This window comes from Azospirillum sp. TSO35-2, assembly GCF_003116095.1.
Classification (GTDB): domain Bacteria; phylum Pseudomonadota; class Alphaproteobacteria; order Azospirillales; family Azospirillaceae; genus Azospirillum.
In genome coordinates, this window is the sequence record NZ_LGRA01000018.1 from 387,580 (window position 1) to 410,617 (window position 23,038).

Below are 23,038 nucleotides of genomic sequence, written 5' to 3' on the forward strand. Positions count from 1 at the left end.
GTGGTGCGTCAGGACGTCGACGACCCCGGACGGGGGCCGGCCATCGCCTCGGGCCGTCCGGGCGGTCCGTGTTGCCGGACGCGCAGCGCCACCTCGTCGTAGAGGGCCAGCGTTTCGGCCACCATGCGCCCGGTGTCGAAGCGTGCCGCGACCATCCTGCGCGCCTCCGCCGCCATGGATGTCGCCGCTGTGCGGTGGTTCATCACCCAGTCCAGCCCGGCGGCAAGGTCGTCGACGCAGCCGGGCTTCACCAGCCAGGCGTCGCGCCGGTGGGTGAAAAGCTCGGTCAGCCCGCCGATACCGGAGAGGATCAGCGGGAGTTCGGACTGTGCCGCCTCCAACGCCGCGTAGGGAATGCCTTCCATCAGGGACGGCAGGCAGAAGGCATCGGCGTCGGCCAGTATGTTCGCCACGTCGCTGCGGAAGCCGGTGAAGTGGACGATGCCGCCGAGTTCGAGTTGCGCCGCGCACTCGCGCAGCCGGGCATCCTCGCGCCCGTCACCGACGATCACGCAGCGCAAGGCGGGATGGCGCTCCCGCAGCAGCGCCACCGCCCGCAACAGCACGTCGTGGGCCTTGACCGGCTCCAGCCGGCCAATCGCGGCGACGACGAAGCTGTCGCGGTCCCAGCCGAGCGCCGTGCGCAATCCGGCCGGTTCCGGTGTCGCCGGGGCCGGTGCGATGCCGTTGCGGCTCAGCAGGATGCGGTCGTCCGGAACACCCAATCCGCGCAGGTACTCGTGGATGCTGCCGGAGATCGCGATGAAGCGTGCGCCGGCCCACAGGTTCAGCCGCAAGGCCCCCTCGTGCAGCAGGGCGCGGGGCAGGGCGCCGTGGGCCTTGCGGTAGATCGAATGGACCGTCGACACGCAGCCCCGTCCGCCCGCCGCCCAGGCCGCGACGCTTCCCCAATATTGCGATTGCGGGTTGTGAGCGTCGATGACGTCGTATCCCTGCGACACCATCAGGGAGCGCAGGGCGAGCGCCAGGCGCGGGTCGCTCCGCGCGTGGGCGAGCGGCGCCGTCCGCAACCCTTCGGCCGCCAGCGCGCGGTGCAGGTCCGATCCGTCGATCACGGCGACGGCGTAGCGCCGTCCCGCGGCGTGCAGCGCCCGCGCCATCTGGCGGACGCGCACGTCGGCACCGCCGAAGCGCAGGGAGAGCGCCAGCAGCAGCACCGACGGGCCATCGGCCGAGGCGGGCTTTGGCGCGGACGGCCGGGCGGCGCCGGTCACGGCAGCCGGCTCAGCACGACGCCGCGCAGGTGGCCGCCGGCGGCTTGCAGCCGCTGCCCGACCTCGGCCGCCAGATCGACCGAACCGCGATGGCCGTTGATCACCAGCACCACTCCCGTTGCCATGCTGGCGATCAGCGGGCCCTCCGGCGAGAAGGCGGAGCGGTTGGAATCGATCAGGATCAGGTCGAAGCTGCTGCGCAGCCGCATCATCAGGTGGAGGCGCAGGGCGGTCGCCGAGACGACCTCCGGCTTGGTCCCACCCCACAGCGAGGTGATCTGGAAGGCATCGGCCTGGGGCAACGGTCCCTGCGCCGGGGTGTTGATCCGCGCCGCCTCCAGCGACTGGCCCTCCGTCAGCAGGTCGCGGTCGTAGCCGGGTGGATCAGCCTCGACCAGCAGCACCCGGAGGCCGAACCGGAAGGCGGCGACATGGGCGAGACCGAAGCAGATCGACGATGTGCCGTCGTCGGTGCCGACACCGATGAATTGGAGGACCTGGCCTTTTCCGGTGTCCCGATCGACCCCCAGGTTGCGGGCAAGCCGAACCATCTCCTCCTTGAACATGTGCGGAAGCGCGATGTCGGCGCAGGGTTCGAATTGCGTGCCCGGGCTCCCGAGCGGGCCCTGATGGGCGGCATAGAGCGGATCCATGATCGTGCCTCACGTCTGATGGCGCGGCGATGTGGTGGGCGACGTGGGGGAGGCCCCCGCGGTCAGAGCGGTCTGTGCTGCAATTGCCGGGGGGCTCCGCCTCCGCCATATTCGATGACGGCAAGCACCGGAACCTTGAGCTGGCGTTCGATCTCGCGGATGGTCGGAGGCGCGGTCAGCACCCTCTGCTTCGGCCCGAGGCCCATCGCCAGCAGCATCGACAGCATCGTGCCGAGAACCAGCGCCAGGGCGGCCATGGTGTTCGGCCCCAGACCCGTGGGCTTGGGCGGGGGAAAGGCGCGGTCGACGACGCGGATGGTCGGCGCCTGCGCCTGCCGCAGCGTCTCGGCCGTCGTGGCGCTTTCCAGCATGCTGCGGTAATGGTCGTAGGATTTCTGCGCGTTCTCGTGTTCGAAATGCAGGCGCTGCAGTTCCTGGTCGCTGCGCGCGGCGGCGGCCAACTGCCCGTCGATCTTGTTCAGCTGGTCGCGGAGGTCGGCCCGCCATTCCGGCGTCGACAGCCTCCGGGTGTCACCCAGCTGTTGGGCGATGGCGATGCGCGACTGGGTCAGCACGCGCACCTGCTCGGTCAGCCCAACCGTGTTGGAGGAGGCGCGGATCACGCGGTCCATACGCCCGTCTATGTCGCGAAGCCGCGCCTCCGCCGCCTCCAACTGTCGCTGGAGGGGGGCATAGTCGACCTTGGCGAAATACTCCTCCCGCCTTTTGCGGAAGGTGTCGACCAACGTGTTCAGGGTCGTTGCGGCGATCTCCGGATTGGGGTGCGTGTAGCGGATCATCACGATGTTCGATCCCTCGACGCGACGGATGTTGATGCCCTCCGTCAGCCGTTCGATCGCCTTTTCGGTCGGGCTGGCGTCGGGGCGCGCGGCTCCCGCGGGGCCGGCGGCCGTAGTGGGGGCGGCGGACGCCACGTCGATCCCGATCTGGGCCAGCCATTCGCCGGCGCGGTTCCTGAGTGCGGCAAGGTCGAGCGACGGGGCGCCGACCGCTGTCCAAACCCGCTCCGCCAGGGATGGCGTCGGCGGTGGGGACGGGAACATGCCTTCGGGGGTGAGCTGGTCGACCACTTCGGCCTTGATGGTCCGGCTGTTGAGGATCTGCATTTCCGAGCCGATGGCTTCCGCCAGGTTGACCCGGATGCCGCCGTCATACCGGCCGGTGGGCGACAGGCTGTTGTATTCCTCCTTGTAGATGAGCAGCAGGCTCGATTCGACCTGGTAGAGGCGGGGAAGGGTGTAGATGACCACGGAGGCCGCCCCGGCGATGAGCGCCGTCAACAGGGCGATCATCAGTTTGCGCTGCCAGATGGCAATCAAGGCCATGCGCAAGGTCAAGGTTTGCTGTTCCATGCTGTTCCCCTCACGGCTCTTGTGCTTGTGCCAGGCCGTGATCCTTCCCTGCGTCCGGGAAGGATCGGCCGGCGCAAAGCGCGGCTTGCCGAGGTGCGATGTGCGACAGGGCCAAAGCCACACCGACGTAGGACCAGAAATATCTGGCGAAGGCGTCGTGCAGGAAAATCGCGGCGACCATGTAGAGCAGCAGGCCGATGCCCACCGCCTCGACCAGCGACGCCGCGTCGTCCTCGCCGGCATCGAGCAGCCGGCGGCGGCCCGACAGCACGCCGTGGAAGGACGCCCACAGCACCGCGCCGAGCACGATCAGTCCGAGCACGCCCTTTTCCGCCGCGGTTTGCAGGTAGAGGCTGTGGGCGGAACGGTCGGAGCCACGGACCATCAGCCCCTGATTGAGTGAGTATTGCTGAAAGTTGGATTCGTAGTTGCCGGCGCCGACCCCCAGGAACGGGTGATCCCGGAACATCTCGATGCCGGCCGTCATCTCGCCGACGCGGCCGGCGACCGACGGATCGGTGTAGACGGTGACGCTGCTGTGGTCCTGGAACGGCAGGCCGTACTGCATGCGTCCCTTGAACTCCTCCGGCAGCGCGAACACCGCGGCGGCCACGGCCAGCACCACCAAGCCCCACAGGGCCGGGGACCGGCGGTGCCGCCAGACCATGAAAGCGCCGAGCAGGGCCAGCGCGATGGCGGCGCCCCGTGAAAAGGAAGCGACGATTCCGGTCACGCCGGCCAGGAATGACCAGCCGGCGATCAGCCGCAGCGGCCATGCCCGTTCGCGGATGAGACGGTCGAGGGCGACGGCGGTTACCATCAGCATGGACTGTGCGAAGTAATTGGCGTCCGGAAGCGGTCCGGACGCGCGTGGCGCATCGACCTCGCCGGTGATCTGATGGATCGCGCTCATGGCAAAGCCGCCGAACTGCTGCGCGAAGTCCCCGGAAACCGTCTGGTAGGTGACGAGGGTGCCTATGACGCCACCCGCCAGAATCCAGCTCCACGCCGCCAGCCGGAGCTGGCGGACGTCGGTGACCAGCGCGATGAGGAGAACCGCGACCAGGATGTCCTTCACGTGGCTGAACAGGACCTCCTGGGTTCGGTCCAGGTCGCGTGCGTAGAACAGCGACAGCGCCATGGTCATGATGAACAGCACCGGCGTCATCAGCGCACCGGCGTTGAACGGCCGGCGCCGGCCCAGGACCGCCGCATGCCCGATCAGCACCGCGCCGACGTAAAGGACGAGCGTGCGGCCGAGGTCGGGAATGCCGTGGTGCAGTTCCGCGACATAGGCGAGGTTGGTTTGCACCGACAGCAGGATGAAGAGCAGGCTCAGCTTCGGCTCGATCAGGATCGCCACGGCCGCTGCTGCCGCAGCGGCGATTACGGCCGCCTTCAGCGGGTCTCCGAAGGCGACGGCGGCGATCCCGAGGACGGCAACGGCGGCGAATGCCGCCGGCAGCCAGCGACGGAAGGCAAGCCTGCTGGGTCGTGGCGGGGCCGTCGGCGACGCGCTCCCGCTCCGTGTGCCATCTTGCCAAAGCCCGTCGGACCAGGGTGCGGGGGGGCGCTCGGCGTATCCGGCGATCGGGTTCGACATGTCAATGTCCCCGGGCCAGTGCCCACGCCGTCCTGTAGATGATCAGGAGGTCCAGCAGCAGGCAGCAGTTGCGGACATAGGTCACGTCGTAGCGGACCCGCTGCTCGAACAGCATGCCGTCACGGTCGATGACCTGGGCAAGGCCGGTGATCCCCGGCCGTACCGCCAGCCGCTCAAGCTGCCATGTGTGATAGGTGTCGGCCGGGAAGGAGGTGGGGCGGGGGCCCACCAGCGACATGTCGCCCTTCAGCACACTGTACAGTTGGGGGATTTCGTCGAGACTGAGTCTCCGCAAATAATACCCTACTTTTGTAATGCGAGGGTCGTTCTTTATTTTAAAATCTGGCCAAGTTAGTTCATTTTTCTCAGACAATTCTTTTTTGAGTTGTTCGGCGTTTGGGACCATGGTTCGGAATTTGTACATGGTGAAACGGCGGCCTTGCAGGCCGGTGCGTTGTTGTCCGAAAAATATCGGAGCAGACGGATGTTCCAATTTCACCAGAGAGGCACAGACCAGGAAGAGTGGCAGCAAAACCACCACAGCTATGATCGTTACGATCAGATCAAACACCCGCTTACGGCTTGCATAGGCGGCAGCTCTTCTTGGTTTTCCCCCATACATCATGGACGAAAACCAGCTCTCCGGGATAAAGTCTTTCTCTGTGTAGGCAGCTCCACTGTAGGCGGCTTCGTTCGACATCGCGTCCTCCTCGCGGCACCGCCCTGTCGCCCGTCTGGCCGATGTCATGTGCGTGGCTCTGGAGACGGCAGGTCCCCAGCGCGTGGTGGGGCGTTCCGTCACGCAGGATCATTGCGGTCGCCACCGAAGGCGCCGGGTCTGTCCGCAGCCAGTGCTCTTTTTGGTCGTCCGTTCGTGTGCGATTGGTCAGGTGCGATTGATCAGGCGTGCTTGGTTGTGGTTCTTAGGCACGAAGCCAGTGTCCAGTCCACGTAGTCAATGAACAGGTAGCGCCAAGAAGTCCAATTAGACGTCCCGGTCGCAAAATCATAATCCGCCATGGTGCCAATGCCGTAAATATGTCGGTCATCAATTATCGTCTAAATCTTTCGGAATATGGAGCCTATATTGCCTTTTGTACGCAGTAATTTTGACTTTAACGGAACGAGTCCAGTCCAAATCTAAGAGGCCTGGATATTATCACGACTCCATATTATTGGAAAAGGCTAAAGTAGCTAGGAAATTCTCCTAAATCAGCGAGGTGTGCACGCATTCGTAAATCTCCGATTTACTGAACACTATGCCACTATCACCAGCGTAAGGTTGTCAGATTAATTCGTTGGAAGTTTCGCATATCCGCTTCATTGTTGAAAGCGGTCGCGCCGCCCAATCAAAAGGAGATGGGGCCTGTAATCCACGCACGAAAGAGATGAACCGTTCAAATGTCTTTAATAATGAGAATATATAGTAAACAGACTTAACTTTCTATGGTCATCGGTGAGAAGTCGGTCGAATTTGAACGACATCGAATCCGAACGGGCCGCCGTCGCACGACATGGCGCGGAGTTTCTGGCGAAACAGCAATGGGCCGGAGCGGTCCTTGTCGTCGATGCCCCGGCCATCGACGAACCCCATCAGCAGGCGTCCATCGGGATGCTCCCCGAACCACCGGCGGATCAGGTGGATGAACATGTAGGGACCGAGCCCGTTGATCTCCGGCAGGGTGGCGCCGGCGTTGTAATGCAGGGTCGGCCCGTAGGCGATGCCATAGAACACCGAATGGACCTTGCCGCCGTGGCGCAACAGCGTCATTCGGGCGTAGCGGCGAAAGATGACGATCTTCACGGCGCGCGCCAGATAGTCGGTCACGAGATTGATCCGGACACCGCGTTTGGCCAGCACCGCCCTGCGGAGGAGCGAGAGATGATGCATGGCGCGGAAGATGGCGAGCCCGCGATACTCCTCGATCCGCGGCGGTTCGCTCATCTTTTCCACCGCGGCGACGTTGCGGCGGATGTTGGCGCTGACGCCCTTGACATACTCTTCGAAGGAGGCCCAACGGCGGAAATCGACGACATCCTGATAGCCCCCGACGTCCCCGGTCGGTACGACCCCGGGGATGGCGAGGATCTTGCCCGGGTAATCGGTCTCCACGGTCCAGTTGGAGCCGTAGCGGTAGTGCCCCGGACCGGCCGTGGCGATCGCCAGGGCAAAACAGTCGTGCCAGAAATCTTTGCACCCGGGAGCGAGGATAAGGCTGTCAAGGAAGATGCGCTTTGCGCCGCGGATCGCCAGCGCGCATTGGCCGATCTTCCGGTCCGGTCCGTCGGGCTGATCGAGGAAGAATTCCATGGCGAGCACCCGGCCACGCAACCGGTTCAACCGCACCATGATGCCGGCGCTGGGGAAAGAGGCGCGGCAGCGTTGCGCAAAGTCATCCCACGCCACCAGGTCGACCGTCGCCATCACACGCACCGACACGCGGACCGGTCCGGCTGCCGCTGCCTCAAGCCTGGATGACGGTGTCGCATCCGAATTCGCGTCCATCTTGCCCATGTTCGCCCTCCTGCCCGGTGATCGCTGCGGTCCGGCGGCGCGCGCCTCGGCGAATCTATAGCAGCGCTCTCCCCGGGCTTGGTTGCTACGGGGTGGGTAGAACTTTCCGAGGAGTTTTGCGCGAAAGTGGAACGGAGGGGCAGCGCATCGGGACAGGAAAAGGCCACGGTCCCGTTCGGGACCGTGGCCTAGCGTTCACGCCTGATGCCGGGCGGCTACCGGCTGCCGCCCGGCGCCGGCCTCAGTAGTGGTCGGCGGAGGTCAGGGCGTAGATCTGGCTCTGATGCATCAAACCGTCCAGCATGTTGCCCGCGTCGGCGATGCCCATGTTGTGATAGTCCGTGCCGGCCGACGCCTTGTCCTCGAACTCGAACGAGGCGGCGCCGCCCGACGTGTCGGTGATGAACCAGCCGTAGTCACGCAGCGCCGTGGCGATGACGTGCCCTTCGTCCTGCCATGCCACGGGCAAGGTCTTGGTCCAGCTGTCGATCTGCGCGTCGGTGACGTTCAGGGCGAAGCGGGTGCCTTCGGGAATGCCACCCGAGGGGTTTTCCGGATGTTCCAGCTTGGTGGCCGGGGCGACGAAACGATCGCCGTCGGTGTTGGAAATGGTCATCGCCAGGGCATGCTCGATCTTGCCCGCGGCGAGTTCCTCCGGGCGGACCAGACCGGCGAGATACTCAATGCCGGCGCCGCGCGACGGCATGTTGCCGCCTTCGTAGGTGTGGTAGTCGCCCGGAACCAGGCTGCCGTTGACGGCGTGCACGGTCGAGCCGTCGAACTTCGTCTGCCAGAGATCCCATTCCCGCCCGGTGTCGGGGTCGAGAACGATGACCTTGCCGTCCGACGTGTCCGGAGCCTTCCAGCTCGGATTCCACGGGATCGTCTTGCCGTCGATGTTGGTGCTGTAGCTGGTGTCGACCTTGAACATGCCCGTGGCGTCTTTGGCCGAATAGACCGCAAAGCCCTCGTTGAGGTTCAGGTTGAAGTTGCCAGGGCGGTCGGACGCATGATTGTAGAACAGGTCCGCGAGATGCGCGCTGTTCGGGTCCACCTGCAGGCCCTTGACCGCGACGTTCCACGGCGCGTTTTCGCCGAACGGCCGGTCATAGCCGCCGCTGGTCGACGCGGTCGAACTGGGCGCGGGTGTCGTCGGCGCGGTGGCCGTGGGCGTCGAGGCGACCGTCGACGCGAAGAAGCTCTTGTCGGCGTTGACGACCAGAGTGCCGTTCCACCACATCTCCGACTGGCCATGCACGACGTCGCGCCCGTCCAGGGCGCCGCGGTCGTAGCTGACGATGCTGTCGGTGGCGGACACCGTGTGGCCGTTCAGAGTGACCTTGTTGACGATCAGGTTGCGATCCTGACCGTTCCAGTTTGTGTCGTTGTCGTACTGAATCTGCAGCTTGTGAGCAGCGTTGGCGACGGTATCGACAGAAAAGGTGAAGTCCTTTGCTGAAGCGGTGGCTGATCCTTCGCCAATCTTTTTGCCGTCCATCAAAATATTGAAGTGCGGCATAACATTATGGGCGGAAGTGCCATAGGCGCTAACAGTAACGGTCGATTTCACTTTTGTGTTCCTTTCCGTTGTACCGGTGCAGGAACATTGGCCCGAGAAGGTTTATAAAAGGTTTACGAAAATATGGCGATATTTGTAGACTTGTGATGAGTTTGGGACAGAAACCGATGTGTTTAGATGTCGGTATTGTTTTCGCCTAATCATTGAAGACATTGAAAAACCTGAATGAATCCAAAGGAAATGCACTTCTAGACTGTCGAATCATTGCGCTGATTCATCTAGGATACATTCCGAATTGGATGAGTGTCGGGATGCAAGAGGTAAGCTCATCCATATCTTTTCCGCTGAACATGAGTAGCGCGTCCTGCACGCATAGGAAGTGAGTGAAGGCTGGGATCCGTTCGTTGACGACACGCGCTCGTCTTGTTGAACCGCGTTATCCGTTGGATGCCAGCCCGGCTGGGCAGGGTACTTCCAACCCGCTCCTTCTGGTTTTCCAAACGATCTTCTAAAGTTGACGGGAGTTCAGCCGTTGATCATCGAAGAGGCGCTTTGATGGTGTCGATGCTGTTGCGTCTGGCGGCGTGGGGGTGCGTGCTTACCATCGTCATCCTGTCGCTGATGCCCCGTGCGGACTACCCAAGCACCGGCATGGACGGGCACATGGAGCATCTGATGGCCTATGCGGGAACCGGCGTTTTCGTTGGATTGGCTTATCTGCCGCGGAAGCCGGCATGGGAACTGTTCGGCTGGCTGGCTCTGCTGGCCGGCATGATGGAACTGCTCCAGAATCTATCACCAGGCCGTCATCCGGGGGTCGGCGACTTCGCCGCCAGTTCGACTGGAGCACTGGTTGGGGTGGCAATCGCGTTGTTCGCGAGCCGGCATGTTCACAAGGCGTTTACCGGTATCGGAATCCGGTAGGAAGACGGGCGTGGACAGGAGGTCCGGGTTGGGAGGAGCGTAGCGGCGGACTCCCTTGGAAGACCGTGGCTGTCGGGAGCGTTCGGCCTTTGCCCGACGGCATAGTGATCCCCGACCCAATCCTGCAAATCCCTGAAGTCCACGCCACCAAGGTGCCCGCCTTCACCATGACGGTTCACCATCCGACGCAAGCCCGGGTTATTCGGCCAGGTTGTTCGGTAGGTGCTTTGTTTTGTCGACCTCCACGATGCCTGCGGATGCGGCGTGTCACCGGTTCGGCTGTTCCGCCGGGCGGAGGCCGGCACGGGGTGGGACGGATGCCAGCAGATCGCGGAACCAGCGCTGCGCCGGGTGGACGTCGTTGCGGCGGTGCCAGGACAGGACGAACGGAATCGCCGGAAGCTCAAGCGGGACCGGCATGACGCACAGCCGTTCCGCATGACCCGACGCGGTGACCACGCCTTCCATCAGCGTCGCGACCAGATCCGATCGGGCAACCAGCGCAGGGGCGGCGTAGAGGTGCGACAGCGTCAACGCCAGCCGGCGTTTCAAACCCTGCTTGGCCAACGCCGCATCGACCAGCCCGTAGCGTTCGTTTTCCGGCGACACCAGAAGGTGCGGGTGCTCCAGAAAGCTGTCGAGGTGCAGCGGCGGGCGCAGGGTCGGATGCCCCTTGCGGACGACGCAGACGAAGCGCTCCTCGAACAGAGGTCGGCTGAGGATCCGGCCGGTGGATGTCGACGGAACGCCCACCGCCAGATCGACCTCGCCCGCGTCCAGCATGCCGATGGCATCGTCCCGCGCGGTGAAATTGCGGACGCGCAAAGTGATGCCGGGAGCCTGCTCGTGCAACATCTCCAGCAAGGTGGGCAGCAGGGCGAAGGTCGGGTGGTCCGACAGGCCCAGGCTGAAGCTGGCCGTCGTGGTCGACGGGTCGAAGGTCTGCGTGAATTCCAACGCCCGCTGGATTTCGCTCAGGGCGTGGGTGATCGGCTCCGCCAGGTCGAGCGCCAGCGGCGTCGGCTGCAACCCGTTCGGTCCGCGAATGAACAGCTCATCCTTCAGCAGCCCGCGCAAGCGCGCCAGGGCGGCGCTCATCGCCGGCTGGGTGCGGCCGATGCGCGTCCCGGCCCGCGTCACGCTGCGTTCGGCCATCAAGGCGTCGAACGCGACGAGCAGGTTCAGGTCGATGCCATGCAAATCCATGGGGTGGATATTCCCATATACACAGGATCGATTTCAAGTATGGAGCAAGGTCGGATAGCGTCCCCTCATCGCACCGCCGACAGGGGAAGCCACCATGGCACCGAACGACGACACACTGGCTGTGACCGGCCTGACACCGCAGGAACGGCGGGCCGTCGAAACGCTCTACCGCGCTTTCAGCGAAGGCAACCCGGACCTTCTCGACGAGGCCGTGACCGAGGACTGGCAGGACATCCCGCTCAATCCTGGGCAGCAGCCGGGGCGCGAGGGGATGAAACCGCTGATCCGCGGCTTTCTCGCCGCCTTCCCGGACACCAGGATCGAGGTTCTGGAGATCATCGGGGCGCCCGGCCGGGCCGCGGTGCGCGCGGTGATGACCGGAACGCACCGCGGGGAATGGTTCGGCGTCGCTCCGACCGGCCGGTCCTTCCGGGTGGCGATCCACGAGTTCCACCGCATCGCCGACGGCCGGCTGACCCACACCTGGCACCTGGAAGACTGGTTCGGCTGGATGAACCAGATCGGAGCCCGCCCGGTCCTGGCGCAGGAGGACGCGTGACGAAGGCCGGCCGCCTGTCCGCCGGCGGCGCCGGTCTGACGGCCGGGGGATCGACGGCCGGCCGGCCCGTGCCGTCGATCAGAAGGTTTCGGAGGCCATCGCCGCGTCGGTGGCGATGACCCGCCGCAACTCCCGCTGGCCGAACCGTTCGAACAGCAGTGGCGTGGTGAAGGTGTCGAGCAGCGTCGAGCTGATCAGGCCGCCGAAGATGGCGATCGCCACCGGTTGCAGGATCTCGGTGCCGGCCCGGTCGGAAACCGCCATCAGCGGGATCAGGGCCAGCCCGGCGGCCAGCGCGGTCATCAGCACCGGGGTCAGCCGCTCCGCACAACCGCGCAGGATCAGCGCCCGCCCCATCGGCATCCCTTCATGCAAGTTCAGATTGATGAAGTGGCTGACCTTGAGCAGGCTGTTGCGCACCGCGACGCCGGTGACGGCGATGAAGCCGATCAGCGTCGCCAGGCTGAGGTCCTGCCCGGTGATCCACAGGGCGGCGACGCTGCCGGCCACCGCCAGCGGCACGTTGCCCATGACGATCAGGCAGAGCCGCCAGGAGCGGAACCGCTGGTGCAGGACCAGGAAGATCAGCGCGATCGACAGCGGGGTCAGGATCGCCATCATCGCCCGGCCGCTCTCGCCCTCGCGGAAGCTGCCCTCCAGGCTGGTCCGGTAGCCCACCGGCAGCGGCGTGGTCGCGATGATCTCCCGCATCGCCGCGACGATCTTCGCCGTGTCCGACCCGTCGGTGTTCGCCATCACCGCGATCCGCCGCACGGCGTCCTCACGCAGGATCAGGCTCGGCCCCGGCGTCACCGCGACCGTCGCGAAGGACGAGATCGCCACCGAGCCCGACGGAGTGTCGATCCGCAGCATCCCCAGCCGTTCGGGCGTGCGGTCCTCGTCGGACAGCCGCATCACCACGTCGAAGCGACGGCCGTTGTCGATGATCTGCGACACCGTGCGGCCGTTCGAAAAGCTTTCCAGCGCCTGGGTGATGGCGGCGGGGGTGATGCCGAACAGGTCGGCCCGCTCGTAATCGACGGTGACCCGCAGTTGCGGGGTGTATTGCTGTTGCTCGACCAGCAGGTCGACCAGCCCCGGGACGCGGGCGAAGCGGTCGCGCATCCGTTCCGCCAGCGAGCGCAGCGTCGCCAGATCCGGGCCGTAGATCTTCAGGATGATCGCGCCGCGGACGCCATTGTCCTCGGACTGCATCCGTTCGGTCAGGAACTGGGTCACCGACAGGTCGGCGGAGAAGATCGACAGCCGGTTGCGGATGTCGGCCATCACCTCGTGACGGCTGCGCCCCTGGTCCAGCACGATCTTGATCGGCAACTCGTTGTCGTTGACCGGATCGCCGTCGCCGTCCTGCTCGTACCGTCCGGCGCGGCGCGACAGCGCGCGCACTTCGGGCACCTGCATGATGATCTGCTCGGCCATGTGGCCGATCCGGTAGGATTGGGCCAGCGAGGTGCCGGGGCTGAGCAGCAGCGTCACATAGACGTTGCCCTCGTTGAACTCCGGCAGGAAGGAGCGCGGCAGCAGCGGGACCGAGGCGGCGGCGGCCAGCACCACGGCGCCGACGCCGATCAGCACCGGTCGGGCGTGGTCCAGGACCCACAGCAGGGCGCGTTCGTTCCCCCGCTTCAGCCAGCGCACGAACCGCCCCTCATGGGCGCGGTCCAGGCTGCGCATGCCGGGGAACAGGTAGGAGGCCAGCACCGGGGTGACGGTGACCGACACCACCAGACTGGCGAAGATCGAGACGATGTAGGCCATCGCCAGCGGCCCGAACATGCGCCCCGGCTGGCCCGGCATGGCGAAGAGCGGGATGAACACCAGCAGGATGATCGCCGTGGCGTAGACGATGCCGGAGCGCACCTCCTGCGAGGCCCGCGCGATCACCGTCAGCGTCGGTTCCGGCTGCGCCCGCTTCCGGTTCTCGCCCAGCCGGCGGAGGATGTTTTCGACGTCGACCACCGAATCGTCGACCAGTTCGCCGAGCGCGATGGCGATGCCGCCCAGCGTCATCGTGTTGAGCGTGGCGCCGATCAGGTGGAAGACGATGACGCTGACCACCAGCGAGATCGGGATCGCCAGCAGCGAGATCACGGTGGAGCGCAGGTTCGCCAGGAACAGCATCAGCACGACGGCGACGATGACCACGCCGTCGCGCACCACCGTGCCGACGTTGGAAATCGCCTCGTTGATCATGTCGGCCTGGCTGTAGGACACCTGGCCCAGTTTGACGCCGGCCGGTGCGGTGGCCTGCATGTCGGCCAGCAATTGCCGGATGGCGGCGTCGACCTGCACCGTGTTGGCCGACGGGTGCTTGACGATGGAGATGTTCACCGACGGCACGCCGTTGAACGCGCCGTCCCCGCGCTTGACCCGGGGCGCGAGCTGCACGTCGCCGATCTGGCTCAACAGCACCGGGGTCCCGTCGCGCATCGCCACGACCAGCCGGCGCATGTCCTCCAGCCGGGCGGATTTCCCAATGTTGCGGATCGGGTATTCCCGCCCGGCGGATTCGGCGAAGCCGCCGCTGCTGTTGGTGCCGAAGGCGGTCAGCGTCTGCTCGACCTGCTGGAGGGAGACGCCGAGGTCGCTCATCGCCGCCGGGTTGGGGGTGAAGCGGAACGTCTTCACCTCGCCGCCGATCAGGAAGGCCTGCGCCACCCCCTCCAGCGCCAGCAGGCGCGGGCGCAGGGTCCATTCGACATACTCGCGCAAGGCCATCGGGTCGGCGCCGCCGGTCACGCCCATGTGCATGATCAGCCCGGTCGCCGCCGACATCGGCGCCAGTTGCGGGGTGAAGCCGGCCGGCAGCCGGCTTTGCACCTGCGACAGCCGTTCCGTCACCAGCTGGCGGTTCCGATAGGGATCGGTGCCCCAGGCGAACACTACCATCACGCGCGAGAAGGCGGCGCTCGACGTGCTGCGCACGCGCGTCACGCCGGCCACCCCGCTGAGCGCGGCCTCGATCGGCTGGGTGACGAGCTGCTCGACCTCCTCGGCCGCCAGACTGCCTGATTCAGTGACGACGGTGACGGCGGGCTGCCGCAGTTCGGGCAGCAGGTCGATCGGCATGTCGCGTGCGACGAACAGCCCCCAGCCGACCAGGATCAGCGCGGCGACGAGAACGAAGATGCGTTGCCGCAGGCTGAAGGCGACGATCGCCTGAAACATCGCGTGGCCTCAGCTAGAGAATGGAACGGGCAGGGAGCCGGTCGGCAACGGCACGGCTCAGGTCATCCGCACCAGCGGCGGGGCTTCGGCCCGGCGGCGGCGCTGATACCACCAGCGCATCGCCATCACGCTGCCCATCGCCCCGATCGCGCCGGACACCAGCGCGATGGACAGAAGGCGCCCGAAGCTTCGGCCGCCGCCGGAGCCCGCCGCGGCCGGGGCGTCGTCATACAGCAGCTTCGCCGTCTGTTCGCCGCTGCCGTCGGTCGAGGTGAGCGACACCGTGAAGGTGTCCTGCGCCGATCCGCCGCGCTTGAGGGGGCCCACGAAGAAACCGGGCGCTTCCTCCTTCAGTGCCACCGGCGCGCGGGTGCCGACACGCGACACGGTCAGGCTGGCGCCCTCGACCGGTTCATTGCCGTCGACACGGTCGACGAAGGCGTAGAGCTGGTCGCCGCTCGACACCAGCACGACCTGGACGCCGCCGATCGGCACCATCACACGGGGTGACCGGTTCGGCGCCGCATCGTCACCGCCGTCGGCACGAACGGCGGCCGGTCCGGCCACCAGCATGGCCAGCAGGCCGAGCAACCCGAGGGCGAGGCTGAAGGGCCGGCCCGGCTTGCGGTGCGGTTTTTGCCGGAATCGATGCATGATCGTCCTCATTGCAACTGCGCCATCAGGCTGACGCCGCGGACGACGACCCGCGCGCCTTCGTTCAACCCGCTCAGGACCAGCACGGTCTGCGCGTCGATGTCCTGGGTCTGGACCGCGTGCGGCACGAAGGTTTCGGCGTCGGTCTGCTCCCAGACCTGCTGAACCCCGTCCGACCCGGTCGAAATCGCCGAGCGGTGCAGCGGCAGGCCGCGCTGGGCGCGGTGCTGTCCCGCCAGCAGGACGGCCGCCGGGCGGCCCACCCGCAACCCCTTCGGCGGGTTTTCGATGCGGAACAGCATCGGCGTCGATTGCTGGCGGACCGCCGGGCCGCTGCCGACGTAGGTCACCGCCAGGGTCTGCCCCTCCGGTGTCCGTGCGGTGGCCGTCGTGCCGCGTTCCGCCTCGGCCGCGATGGTCGGATCGGGCACCGTGGCCTCGACCCAGAGCAACTGCGGATTCACGATGTCGAACACCGTCTCGCCGGGTTGGGCGACGCGCCCGGCCACCGCGGTGGTCGCCGCGATCACCCCGTCGATTGGCGAGCGCAGGGATTCCTGCGTCTTCAGCATCGGCAGCAGCGCCGCCCGTTCCTGCCGGAGCCCGTCGAGCCGGATTTGCATCTGCACGATCTTGCCCTCGCGGAACGGCACGAAGCGGAACTGCTGCATCATCTCGATGCCTTCGGCCGTCAGGCGGATTTCGTGGGTCAGCCGGGCGACCTCGCGCCGGACCTGGCTGCGGTCCACCACGCCCACCACCGGCACCACGTTGGCCAGGATCTGGCCCTTGCGGACCACGTCCCCCAGAACCGGCATGCCGGTTTCCGGCGGCTCGATCCGGCCCAGCAGCCCGGCCTCGACCTGCCCATGCGCCTGCGGATCCGGCACGACGCGGCCGTTCAGCTTGATGCCGGCGCGCACCTCGGTTTCGGTGACGCGCGCGGTGCGTACCTCGAACATGCGCTGCAGGCTCTTCGGCACGAAGAAGGAGCCGTCGGCGTTGCGCGCGGAGCGGTCGTACAGCAGGTTGGCGAGCAAGCCGGGTTCGATCGGCTTGAGAACGGGCGCCGCCTGGGCTTCGGTCGGGTCCGGCGACGGGGCGGGGAGCGCCTGGGGCGGCTGGCCGGCGTCCGTCACCGCTGCGGGCGCCGCCGCTGCCGCTGCCGCTGCGGGCCCGGGCGGGGCCGCCGGCGCGTTCGAGGCGGCGGGGTCGGGTGTGTTCAGGAGGTCGGCAACCGGATCGACATACTCGCTCCGCGACAAGGGGGTCTGGTTGCTTCCGATCATGTAGGCGGTTTCGTAGAGCGCCTGTCCAACCCCGGAATAGACGGCGGCGGCGCCCTCGGCGACCGACCACAGCGCCCATGACCCTCCCTGATAGAGGGAGTGCGCGGCGGCCCCGGCCGATTGCGCGGCCGAGCCGAGCAGGCCGACCCTCCGCTCCGGCATCGCCGGCGCATCCCCCGGAGCCGCCGGCGGAGATGTCGGCAAGGCCGCCGGCCCCGGAACGGTCACCGTGGAAGAGGGGGGTGTGGCCTCCGCCCCGGCCGCGACGGACGCCGCCGGCGGCAGGGCGGCCAGCCACAGCGGGGCGAGAAGGGCGATCCGTTTCGCACGGTAAGCGATGCCACGACCCAACACACCCGCTGACATGGTCCAGATTCCGGAAAAATCGTCGTTCGGACGATCTTGGTCAAAGATCCGTTCGATGTTCAAGCGTCAGTCGACCGGGCACCGTCAACTTGTTGAGGCGGGAGGTCCTGTTCGGCCGGCGGGTCCGGCAGCGTCGCTTGGCCCGGCTTTCCAGCTCAAGCGTCTGACAGGGCCGGATTCCCGCCTCCGCGGTGTTTGCAAAATTGATGATGATCGTCATATAATTTGCCGGTGTGTTTTTCAGGCGGGTGCCAGGCCGGCGCCTGGTGACCGGGGGTGCGGCATGCGGGTGAGCAAGGAGCAGGCGGCGGAGAACCGGCGTCGGATCGTCGAGGTGGCGGGCGCGCTGTTCCGCGAGCGCGGCTTCAACGGCATCGGCGTCGCCGACCTGATGAAGGAGGCCGGCCTGACCCATGGCGGCTTCTACGGCCATTTCGCCTCCAAGGACGATCTGGCGGCGGAGGCCTGCGCCCAGGCGATGGCGGCGGCGGCGGAGCGCTGGGCCCGGACGGCGGAGACGTCGGGTGACGATGCGCTGTCGGCGCTGCTGGCCGGCTATCTGTCGCCGGTTCACCGCGACAACAGCGCCGCCGGCTGTCCGGTCGCGGCGCTCGGCGTCGATGCGGCGCGGCAGGGCGGGGTGGCGCGCGGCGCCTTCACCCGCGGCTTGCGGCCCTTCCTCGACGTGCTGGGCCGGATGGTGCCCGGCAAGTCGGCGGAGGCCAGGCGCAGGGCGGCGCTTGCCACCCTGTCGGGCATGGTCGGTGCCCTGGTTCTGGCGCGCGCCGTCGACGATCCCGCCCTGTCGGACGAGATCCTGGAGGCGGGCCGCAAGACCTTCGCCACGCCGGGGGACGGCGCCGCCTGACCGCCCGCCTGGATCAACCCGGCTGCCGGGCCAGGGCGGCGCGGCCGGCGCCGGTCAGGATCATGTCGTTTTGCGGAGCGTGGACACGGGCGCACAGCACGTCGCGGTGATGGCGCTCCAGTGGGTTGTCGCGCGACAGGCCAGGGTTGCCGGTGACCTCCAGCGCCCGCGCCACCGCCTCGATGGCGTTGTTGGTGACGGTGTACTTCACCAGCAGGCTGTCGCTGGCCGACGGCGTAACGCCGCCATCCACCGCGGTCGCCAGCGAGCGCAGAAGCACACGGTTGGTCAGCAACAGCGCCTCGATGCCGCCCAGCGCCTCCTGCAGGCGGGGGACGGTTGCCAGCGCCGCTCCCAATCCGGTCGGCTTGCGGGCGTGCAGGAAGCCGACCAGCCAGTCGCGCGCCGAACGGGCGATGCCGTCATAGACGCCGCTGAACAGGGTGGACATCCAGGCGGTGGCGACCGCATCGGGCGCCGTCCAGCCGGCGGGCGGGCGAAGCTCGCCGGCATGGTCGTCGGGAACGAAGACGTCGGTGAAGGTCACCTCGTGGCTGCCGCTGGCCCGCATGCCGATGTGGTTCCAGGTCTCGCGCACCGCGATGCCTTGCTCCGCGAGCCCGGCGCCGCGCGGGACCACCCAGGTGCCGACCCGCGGCTCGTCGTCGTCGGTGCGGGCCCAGACGCCGAGCCAGGACAGTGCCGGGATGCCGGTGGAGTAGATCTTGGTGCCGGAGATCCGCCAGCCGCCCGGCACCTTGCGCGCCACGGTGGCCGGCAGGCCGCCGCGGTGGGGGGTGCCCATGTCCGGCTCCACCCGCAGGACGTTGATCAGGGCACCGTCGGTCGCGGCGCTGCGGGCGATGCGCTCGCGCAAGGCCTCCGGCCAGGCGGGGCCGCGCCAGAGCTGGCTGTGGATGACGTAGTGCAGCACCAGCACCAGCGCGGTGGAGGGCTCCCCGCGCGCGACCCCGCCCACCACCGCCAGCGCGTCCCTCAGGCCACCGCCCGTGCCGCCGGCCGGCTCCGGCGTGACCAGCGCCAGCAGCCCGGCCGCCCGCAGCCGTTCGACATTCTCGAAGGGGAAGCTGGCGGCGGCGTCATGCTCGGCGGCGCGCAGGGCGAATTCCGTCGCGAGGGCGGCGATCAGCGCTTCGTCCACCATCGGGGCGAAGCCGGCGTTGGCGAAGGAGGCGGCCGGAAAGGGCAGGTCGTCGAAGGGCATGGCTGGCGGGTCCGCTGCGGGGGAAGAGGATCAGGCGACGGGATCAGGCGAGATCGACGGTGATGCGGCCGGCGAAGCGCTGGCTGTCGGTCGATCGCTTGATCACCGACACGCTCTTCAGCTCGTCGGTGTAGAGCGCCAGTTGCTGGCGCAGCTCGTCGCCGATGGGGGTGACGTTGTGGGTGTGGCTGCGCAGCATCGCCTCCAGCTCCTCCACCGGGAATTTCGGGGCGTAGGGAGCGTAGGCCACGGCGGCGGCCCGCGGGTCGGCGTAGGCCGCGTGCTGGGCCTCGATCAGCGCGGCGGTCAGCGCCCTGGCCGCCGGCCGGTTGTCGCGCAGCAGGCTGCCGCGCACGCCGACCAAGCAGCAGGTGCGGGTCGCGAACTCGCCGCAGACGTTGTTGGTGATCTCCACCAGCTGCGGGTCCTTGGTGTGGCGCCAGACCAGCGGATCGCCGTCGGCGATGGCGTGGATCTCACCCTTCTCCACCGCCAGCCCCAGCAGGTCGGCGGGATATTGGCGCCATTCGACGTCCTTGTTCGGGTCGATGCCGAACTTGGTCAGCACGATCGAGAAGAAGTTCTTCGACGGGCTGGCCATGTCGCTGACGCCGATGGTCTTGCCGGGCAGGTCCAGCAGGGTCTTCACCCCGGCCGCCTTCGCCCCGATCAGCCGCATGCAGCCGCCATGCAGCCCGGCTGAAATCTTGACGTCGAAGCCCTGCTCCAGCGGCTTCAGCCAGCGCAACGCCATGCCGACGCCGGCATCGGCCTTGCCGGTGGCGATCGCCTCCAGCAACTGGTCGGTGGAGCCGGTGAAGTTGACCAGATCGACCTCCAGCCCGTGCTTCTTGAACAGGTCGAGCTGGAAGGCCAGCGGCACGGCGGAGAAGCAGACCGCACCGGCGTTCCAGGACAGGCGCAGCGGTTCCGCCGCCACCGCCCGGCGGCGCAGGACGAAGGGGGCGGCAAGCGTGACGGCACCGGCGGCGATCAGGCCGCGGCGGGAGAGGGAGACGGCGGGGGTGTCGGTCATGGCGGGACGGCTTTCGCGAGCGGTGGGGACGGGGCGGGTCAGTCGAGCAGGTCGGGTTCGGCGGCGACGATCCATTCCCACAGCGGGTGGAGGTTGTAGGCGCCGCCCTGGTGGGTGCCGACCTGCGACCGGGTCATGCTCACTCCGCCGCGACGGACTGGGCGCGCTGGCGCTCGGCCACCAGTTGGCGGACGCGCGGCAGCAGGTCGCGGCCATAGGCGATGGCGTCGGGCAACGGGTCGAAGCCGCGGATCAGGAAGGTGGTGACGCCAAGGTCGTAATAATCCAGCAGCGCGTCGGCGACCTGATCGGGCGTGCCGACCAGCGAGGTGGAGTTGCCCTTGGCCCCGGTCAGGCCGGCGATGGCGGTCCACAGCCGCTTGTCGTGGCGATGCCCCTGGTCGGCGATCGCCAGCAGGCGGCGGGCGCCTTCGTTGTTCGGCAGGTCGCCGCGGGTGAAGCCGGTCTTCTCCAGCAACGCCTTGGCCTTCTCATAGATGGCGTCGGCCTTGGCCCAGGCGGCGTCCTCGGTCTCGGCGAGGATCGGGCGCAATGACAGGCTGAAGGCCGGCTGCGGACGACCGGCCTTGGCGACGGCGGCGCGGACGCGGGCCAGCAGTTCGCGCACCTGGTCGTGCGTCTCGCCCCACACCGCGTAGGTGTCGGCGTGGCGCCCGGCGACCTCGACGGCGGCCTGGGAGGCGCCGGCGATCCACACCGGGATGCCCGACGGGTTGTAGGGCTTCACCTGCGAGAAGGCCTTCTCGACCTGATAGAAGCGGCCCTGGTAGTCGAACGGCGCCTCGCTGGTCCATTCGGCGCGGACGATGTCGAGGAACTCGGAGGTGCGGGCGTAGCGGTCGTCCTTGTCATCCACCGTGTTGCCGTCGCGGGCCAGCTCGCTGCGCTCGGCGCCGGTGATGACGTTGATGGCGACGCGGCCGCGGCTCAACTGGTCCAGCGTCGCGAGCTGGCGGGCCAGGATGGTCGGCGCTTGGAAGCCGGGGCGGTGGGCGATCAGCACGCCCAGCCGGTCGGTGACGCTGGTGATGTGCTGGCTGACCTGCAGGCTGTCGGGTGCGTCGGCGTGGAAGGCCTGCAGCACCGAATCGAAGCCGCCCAGCTCGTGCGCCTTGGCGACCGTCTCGATGTAGTCGCGGTCGACCACCGGACCCTGGCGCGGGATGATCTCCGAGGCGTTGTGGTTGCCGACGAAGCCGACGAAGCGAAGCGGATGAGTGGACGCGGTCATGGCGGTGGTCCCTTCTTGGGCGTGGCGAGAGAGGATTTGGGAAAGGGCTTTTTTCGGGGCCGTGCCGCTCAGCTGAGCGGACGCGACAGGATGTCGGTGAAGCGGCGGTCGAAGGCCGGGGCGATGTCGATGCGCTTCGGCGGCACACCCAGCTGGTGGAAGGTGTCGGCGACGTTCTGGGTCGAGGCGACGTCGGCGTCGGTGATCGGTGCCAGGTCGCGCTGGCGGGAATTCTTGCGCAGGATCTCCAGGTCGACCTCGACCGGCACGCCGATGGCGGCCGATTTGCCCGGATCGGCCAGCGCGTCGGGCGCGGCCAGATACAGGTGGTTGCCCGACAAATAGCCGTTGGAGGTGACGAGGACCCGCGCCCCCCTTCCTGATGGCGAAAGGCACCGAATAGCCGTGGATCGCCCAGGCATCGAGCGCGCCCTGGTCAAAGGCGGCCTGTCCCTCCGACGGGGTCAGGCCGACCGGCTGGATGTCGGTGAAGCGCAAACCAGCCTCGCCCAGCATCCTGGCGAGGTAGTATTGCGTGGTGGCGCGGACATAGCCGACGGGCTTGCCCTTCAGGTCGGCGACCGACTGGATCGGGCTTCCCGGCGGCACCAGCACCACCTGCCAGTTCACGTCGTCCTTGATCACGGCGACGACGGACAGGCGGGCACCGATGCCGGCAACGAAGGAAAGGCGGGCGGTGTCGATGGTCATGGCTGGGGGCGTCCGTCGGCGGTGGGTTTCAGAGGCTCGGCGCGGCGGCGGCGCCGGCGGGCAGGCCATAGCCGCCGGGCTTCGCACTGTTGGTCCTGGCGTCGGCCCGCTGCGGCTCCCGGGTGGCGAGATGCTCCTCGTCGACGCCGAGTTCGGCCAGCAGGCGCGAGCGCAGCGCGATGAAGCCGGGGTCGCCGTGGCGGCGGGGACGGGCGAGCGGGATCGGGATGTCGGCGGCGATCGTGCCGTTCGCCATCACCACGGCGCGGTCGGCCAGCAGCAGCGCCTCGTCGACGTCGTGGGTCACCAGCAGCACGGCCGGGGCGTGGGCGCGCCACAGCGTTTCCACCAGCCCCTGCATGCGCAGCCGGGTCAGCGCGTCGAGCGCGGCGAACGGCTCGTCCAGCAGCAGCAGGCGCGGTTCCCGCACCAGGGCGCGCGCCAGCGCCGCCCGTTGCGCCTCGCCGCCCGACAGGGTCAGCGGCCAGGCGCGGGCGCGGTGGGACAGCCCGACCTCCGCCAGGGCGGCGAGGCCGCGCGCCTCGGCATCGGGATGGCGTAGGCCCAGCGTGACGTTGCGTAGCACCCGCATCCAGGGGACCAGCCGCGGTTCCTGGAACACCACGGCGCGGGCGTCGGGCAGTCGGACCGTGCCCTCCGGCGCCGGATCCAGCTTGGCCAGCGTGCGCAGCAGCGTGGACTTGCCACAGCCGGACCGGCCGAGCAGGGCGGTGAAGGACCCCGGCTGGAGGTCGAGCGACAGGCCGTCCAGCACATTGCCGTTGCCGAAGTTGCGGACGAGGCCGCGCACCGTCACGACCGGCGCAGAAGCGGGAACTCGGGGAAGGGCGTGGCTCATCG

The 23,038-nt window shown here is 67.5% G+C and carries 19 protein-coding genes and 1 pseudogene; 3 read left to right on the top strand and 17 right to left on the bottom strand.

Features of this window, described 5'->3' with window-relative positions; all coding sequences use genetic code 11:
- Positions 1–8: 8 nt before the first annotated feature.
- From TSO352_RS12650 to TSO352_RS12680, 7 genes are all read right to left on the bottom strand, one after another.
- The gene (locus tag TSO352_RS12650) at positions 9–1,235 is read right to left on the bottom strand and encodes a glycosyltransferase family 4 protein (protein WP_109107682.1); all 1,227 of its coding nucleotides are present in this window, start codon (positions 1,233–1,235) and stop codon (positions 9–11) included.
- Positions 1,232–1,888: a hypothetical protein gene (locus TSO352_RS12655; RefSeq protein WP_109107683.1), complete on the bottom strand. Its 657-nt coding sequence runs from the start codon at positions 1,886–1,888 to the stop codon at positions 1,232–1,234. Before TSO352_RS12655 ends, TSO352_RS12650 begins: the two co-directional genes overlap by 4 nt.
- A 62-nt stretch (positions 1,889–1,950) precedes the next feature.
- On the bottom strand, positions 1,951–3,261 hold the full coding sequence (locus TSO352_RS12660; protein WP_158284584.1) for a hypothetical protein: 1,311 nt from the start codon (positions 3,259–3,261) through the stop codon (positions 1,951–1,953).
- A gap of 10 nt (positions 3,262–3,271) precedes the next feature.
- Positions 3,272–4,864, bottom strand: a complete 1,593-nt coding sequence (locus TSO352_RS12665) for an O-antigen ligase family protein (protein WP_109107685.1) — start codon at positions 4,862–4,864, stop codon at positions 3,272–3,274.
- Position 4,865: 1 nt separating this feature from the next.
- Positions 4,866–5,564: a sugar transferase gene (locus TSO352_RS12670; protein WP_199231588.1), complete on the bottom strand. Its 699-nt coding sequence runs from the start codon at positions 5,562–5,564 to the stop codon at positions 4,866–4,868.
- A 750-nt stretch (positions 5,565–6,314) separates the two neighbouring features.
- Positions 6,315–7,379: a GNAT family N-acetyltransferase gene (locus tag TSO352_RS12675; RefSeq protein WP_109107686.1), complete on the bottom strand. Its 1,065-nt coding sequence runs from the start codon at positions 7,377–7,379 to the stop codon at positions 6,315–6,317.
- Between the two features lie 241 nt (positions 7,380–7,620).
- Positions 7,621–8,949 (bottom strand): carbohydrate-binding domain-containing protein, encoded by a 1,329-nt coding sequence (locus tag TSO352_RS12680; protein WP_247872066.1) that lies wholly within the window; start codon positions 8,947–8,949, stop codon positions 7,621–7,623.
- Positions 8,950–9,453: 504 nt separating this feature from the next.
- On the opposite strand from TSO352_RS12680, the gene TSO352_RS12685 reads away from it, so the two are divergent.
- On the top strand, positions 9,454–9,822 hold the full coding sequence (locus TSO352_RS12685; protein WP_146210758.1) for a hypothetical protein: 369 nt from the start codon (positions 9,454–9,456) through the stop codon (positions 9,820–9,822).
- 267 nt (positions 9,823–10,089) lie between these two features.
- Here TSO352_RS12685 and TSO352_RS12690 read toward each other — a convergent pair whose 3' ends face one another.
- On the bottom strand, positions 10,090–11,028 hold the full coding sequence (locus TSO352_RS12690) for a LysR family transcriptional regulator (RefSeq protein ID WP_109107689.1): 939 nt from the start codon (positions 11,026–11,028) through the stop codon (positions 10,090–10,092).
- Positions 11,029–11,122: 94 nt separating this feature from the next.
- On the opposite strand from TSO352_RS12690, the gene TSO352_RS12695 reads away from it, so the two are divergent.
- Positions 11,123–11,587, top strand: coding sequence for an ester cyclase (locus TSO352_RS12695; protein WP_109107690.1), 465 nt, complete (start codon positions 11,123–11,125; stop codon positions 11,585–11,587).
- A gap of 78 nt (positions 11,588–11,665) precedes the next feature.
- On the opposite strand, the gene TSO352_RS12700 is transcribed toward TSO352_RS12695, so the two are convergent.
- From TSO352_RS12700 to TSO352_RS12710, 3 genes are read right to left on the bottom strand one after another with little or no spacing between them, the layout of a single operon-like run.
- The gene (locus TSO352_RS12700; RefSeq protein WP_109107691.1) at positions 11,666–14,776 is read right to left on the bottom strand and encodes an efflux RND transporter permease subunit; all 3,111 of its coding nucleotides are present in this window, start codon (positions 14,774–14,776) and stop codon (positions 11,666–11,668) included.
- A gap of 57 nt (positions 14,777–14,833) precedes the next feature.
- On the bottom strand, positions 14,834–15,430 hold the full coding sequence (locus tag TSO352_RS12705) for a hypothetical protein (protein WP_109107692.1): 597 nt from the start codon (positions 15,428–15,430) through the stop codon (positions 14,834–14,836).
- Between the two features lie 8 nt (positions 15,431–15,438).
- A complete protein-coding gene (locus TSO352_RS12710) occupies positions 15,439–16,881 on the bottom strand; it encodes an HlyD family efflux transporter periplasmic adaptor subunit (RefSeq protein ID WP_109107693.1) in 1,443 nt (480 codons plus the stop codon).
- Positions 16,882–17,368: 487 nt separating this feature from the next.
- On the opposite strand from TSO352_RS12710, the gene TSO352_RS12715 reads away from it, so the two are divergent.
- A complete protein-coding gene (locus tag TSO352_RS12715; protein WP_109107694.1) occupies positions 17,369–17,953 on the top strand; it encodes a TetR/AcrR family transcriptional regulator in 585 nt (194 codons plus the stop codon).
- 13 nt (positions 17,954–17,966) lie between these two features.
- Here TSO352_RS12715 and TSO352_RS12720 read toward each other — a convergent pair whose 3' ends face one another.
- From TSO352_RS12720 to TSO352_RS12745, 6 genes and pseudogenes are all read right to left on the bottom strand, one after another.
- Positions 17,967–19,178 (bottom strand): acyl-CoA dehydrogenase family protein, encoded by a 1,212-nt coding sequence (locus TSO352_RS12720; RefSeq protein ID WP_109107695.1) that lies wholly within the window; start codon positions 19,176–19,178, stop codon positions 17,967–17,969.
- 43 nt (positions 19,179–19,221) lie between these two features.
- Positions 19,222–20,214: an ABC transporter substrate-binding protein gene (locus TSO352_RS12725; protein ID WP_109107696.1), complete on the bottom strand. Its 993-nt coding sequence runs from the start codon at positions 20,212–20,214 to the stop codon at positions 19,222–19,224.
- A 139-nt stretch (positions 20,215–20,353) separates the two neighbouring features.
- The gene (locus TSO352_RS12735; protein WP_109107697.1) at positions 20,354–21,466 is read right to left on the bottom strand and encodes an LLM class flavin-dependent oxidoreductase; all 1,113 of its coding nucleotides are present in this window, start codon (positions 21,464–21,466) and stop codon (positions 20,354–20,356) included.
- Positions 21,467–21,534: 68 nt separating this feature from the next.
- Positions 21,535–21,807, bottom strand: a complete 273-nt coding sequence (locus TSO352_RS33940; RefSeq protein WP_247872197.1) for a hypothetical protein — start codon at positions 21,805–21,807, stop codon at positions 21,535–21,537.
- Between the two features lie 127 nt (positions 21,808–21,934).
- Positions 21,935–22,246, bottom strand: a pseudogene (locus tag TSO352_RS33945) (ABC transporter substrate-binding protein); the annotation flags it as partial.
- Entirely contained in the window at positions 22,206–23,036 is an 831-nt protein-coding gene (locus tag TSO352_RS12745) for an ABC transporter ATP-binding protein (protein ID WP_109107698.1), read from the bottom strand. The pseudogene TSO352_RS33945 and the gene TSO352_RS12745, both read right to left, overlap by 41 nt.
- Positions 23,037–23,038: the final 2 nt, after the last annotated feature.

Coding starts and splice junctions, on each gene's coding strand:
- TSO352_RS12675 (WP_109107686.1), bottom strand. CDS start 7,379: ATGGGCAAGATGGACGCGAATTCGGATGCGACACCGTCATCCAGGCTT.
- TSO352_RS12715 (WP_109107694.1), top strand. CDS start 17,369: ATGCGGGTGAGCAAGGAGCAGGCGGCGGAGAACCGGCGTCGGATCGTC.
- TSO352_RS12695 (WP_109107690.1), top strand. CDS start 11,123: ATGGCACCGAACGACGACACACTGGCTGTGACCGGCCTGACACCGCAG.
- TSO352_RS12670 (WP_199231588.1), bottom strand. CDS start 5,564: ATGTCGAACGAAGCCGCCTACAGTGGAGCTGCCTACACAGAGAAAGAC.
- TSO352_RS12700 (WP_109107691.1), bottom strand. CDS start 14,776: ATGTTTCAGGCGATCGTCGCCTTCAGCCTGCGGCAACGCATCTTCGTT.
- TSO352_RS12720 (WP_109107695.1), bottom strand. CDS start 19,178: ATGCCCTTCGACGACCTGCCCTTTCCGGCCGCCTCCTTCGCCAACGCC.
- TSO352_RS12690 (WP_109107689.1), bottom strand. CDS start 11,028: ATGGATTTGCATGGCATCGACCTGAACCTGCTCGTCGCGTTCGACGCC.
- TSO352_RS12665 (WP_109107685.1), bottom strand. CDS start 4,864: ATGTCGAACCCGATCGCCGGATACGCCGAGCGCCCCCCCGCACCCTGG.
- TSO352_RS12745 (WP_109107698.1), bottom strand. CDS start 23,036: ATGAGCCACGCCCTTCCCCGAGTTCCCGCTTCTGCGCCGGTCGTGACG.
- TSO352_RS12685 (WP_146210758.1), top strand. CDS start 9,454: ATGGTGTCGATGCTGTTGCGTCTGGCGGCGTGGGGGTGCGTGCTTACC.
- TSO352_RS12725 (WP_109107696.1), bottom strand. CDS start 20,214: ATGACCGACACCCCCGCCGTCTCCCTCTCCCGCCGCGGCCTGATCGCC.
- TSO352_RS12735 (WP_109107697.1), bottom strand. CDS start 21,466: ATGACCGCGTCCACTCATCCGCTTCGCTTCGTCGGCTTCGTCGGCAAC.
- TSO352_RS12660 (WP_158284584.1), bottom strand. CDS start 3,261: ATGGAACAGCAAACCTTGACCTTGCGCATGGCCTTGATTGCCATCTGG.
- TSO352_RS12655 (WP_109107683.1), bottom strand. CDS start 1,888: ATGGATCCGCTCTATGCCGCCCATCAGGGCCCGCTCGGGAGCCCGGGC.
- TSO352_RS12705 (WP_109107692.1), bottom strand. CDS start 15,430: ATGCATCGATTCCGGCAAAAACCGCACCGCAAGCCGGGCCGGCCCTTC.
- TSO352_RS12710 (WP_109107693.1), bottom strand. CDS start 16,881: ATGCCGGAGCGGAGGGTCGGCCTGCTCGGCTCGGCCGCGCAATCGGCC.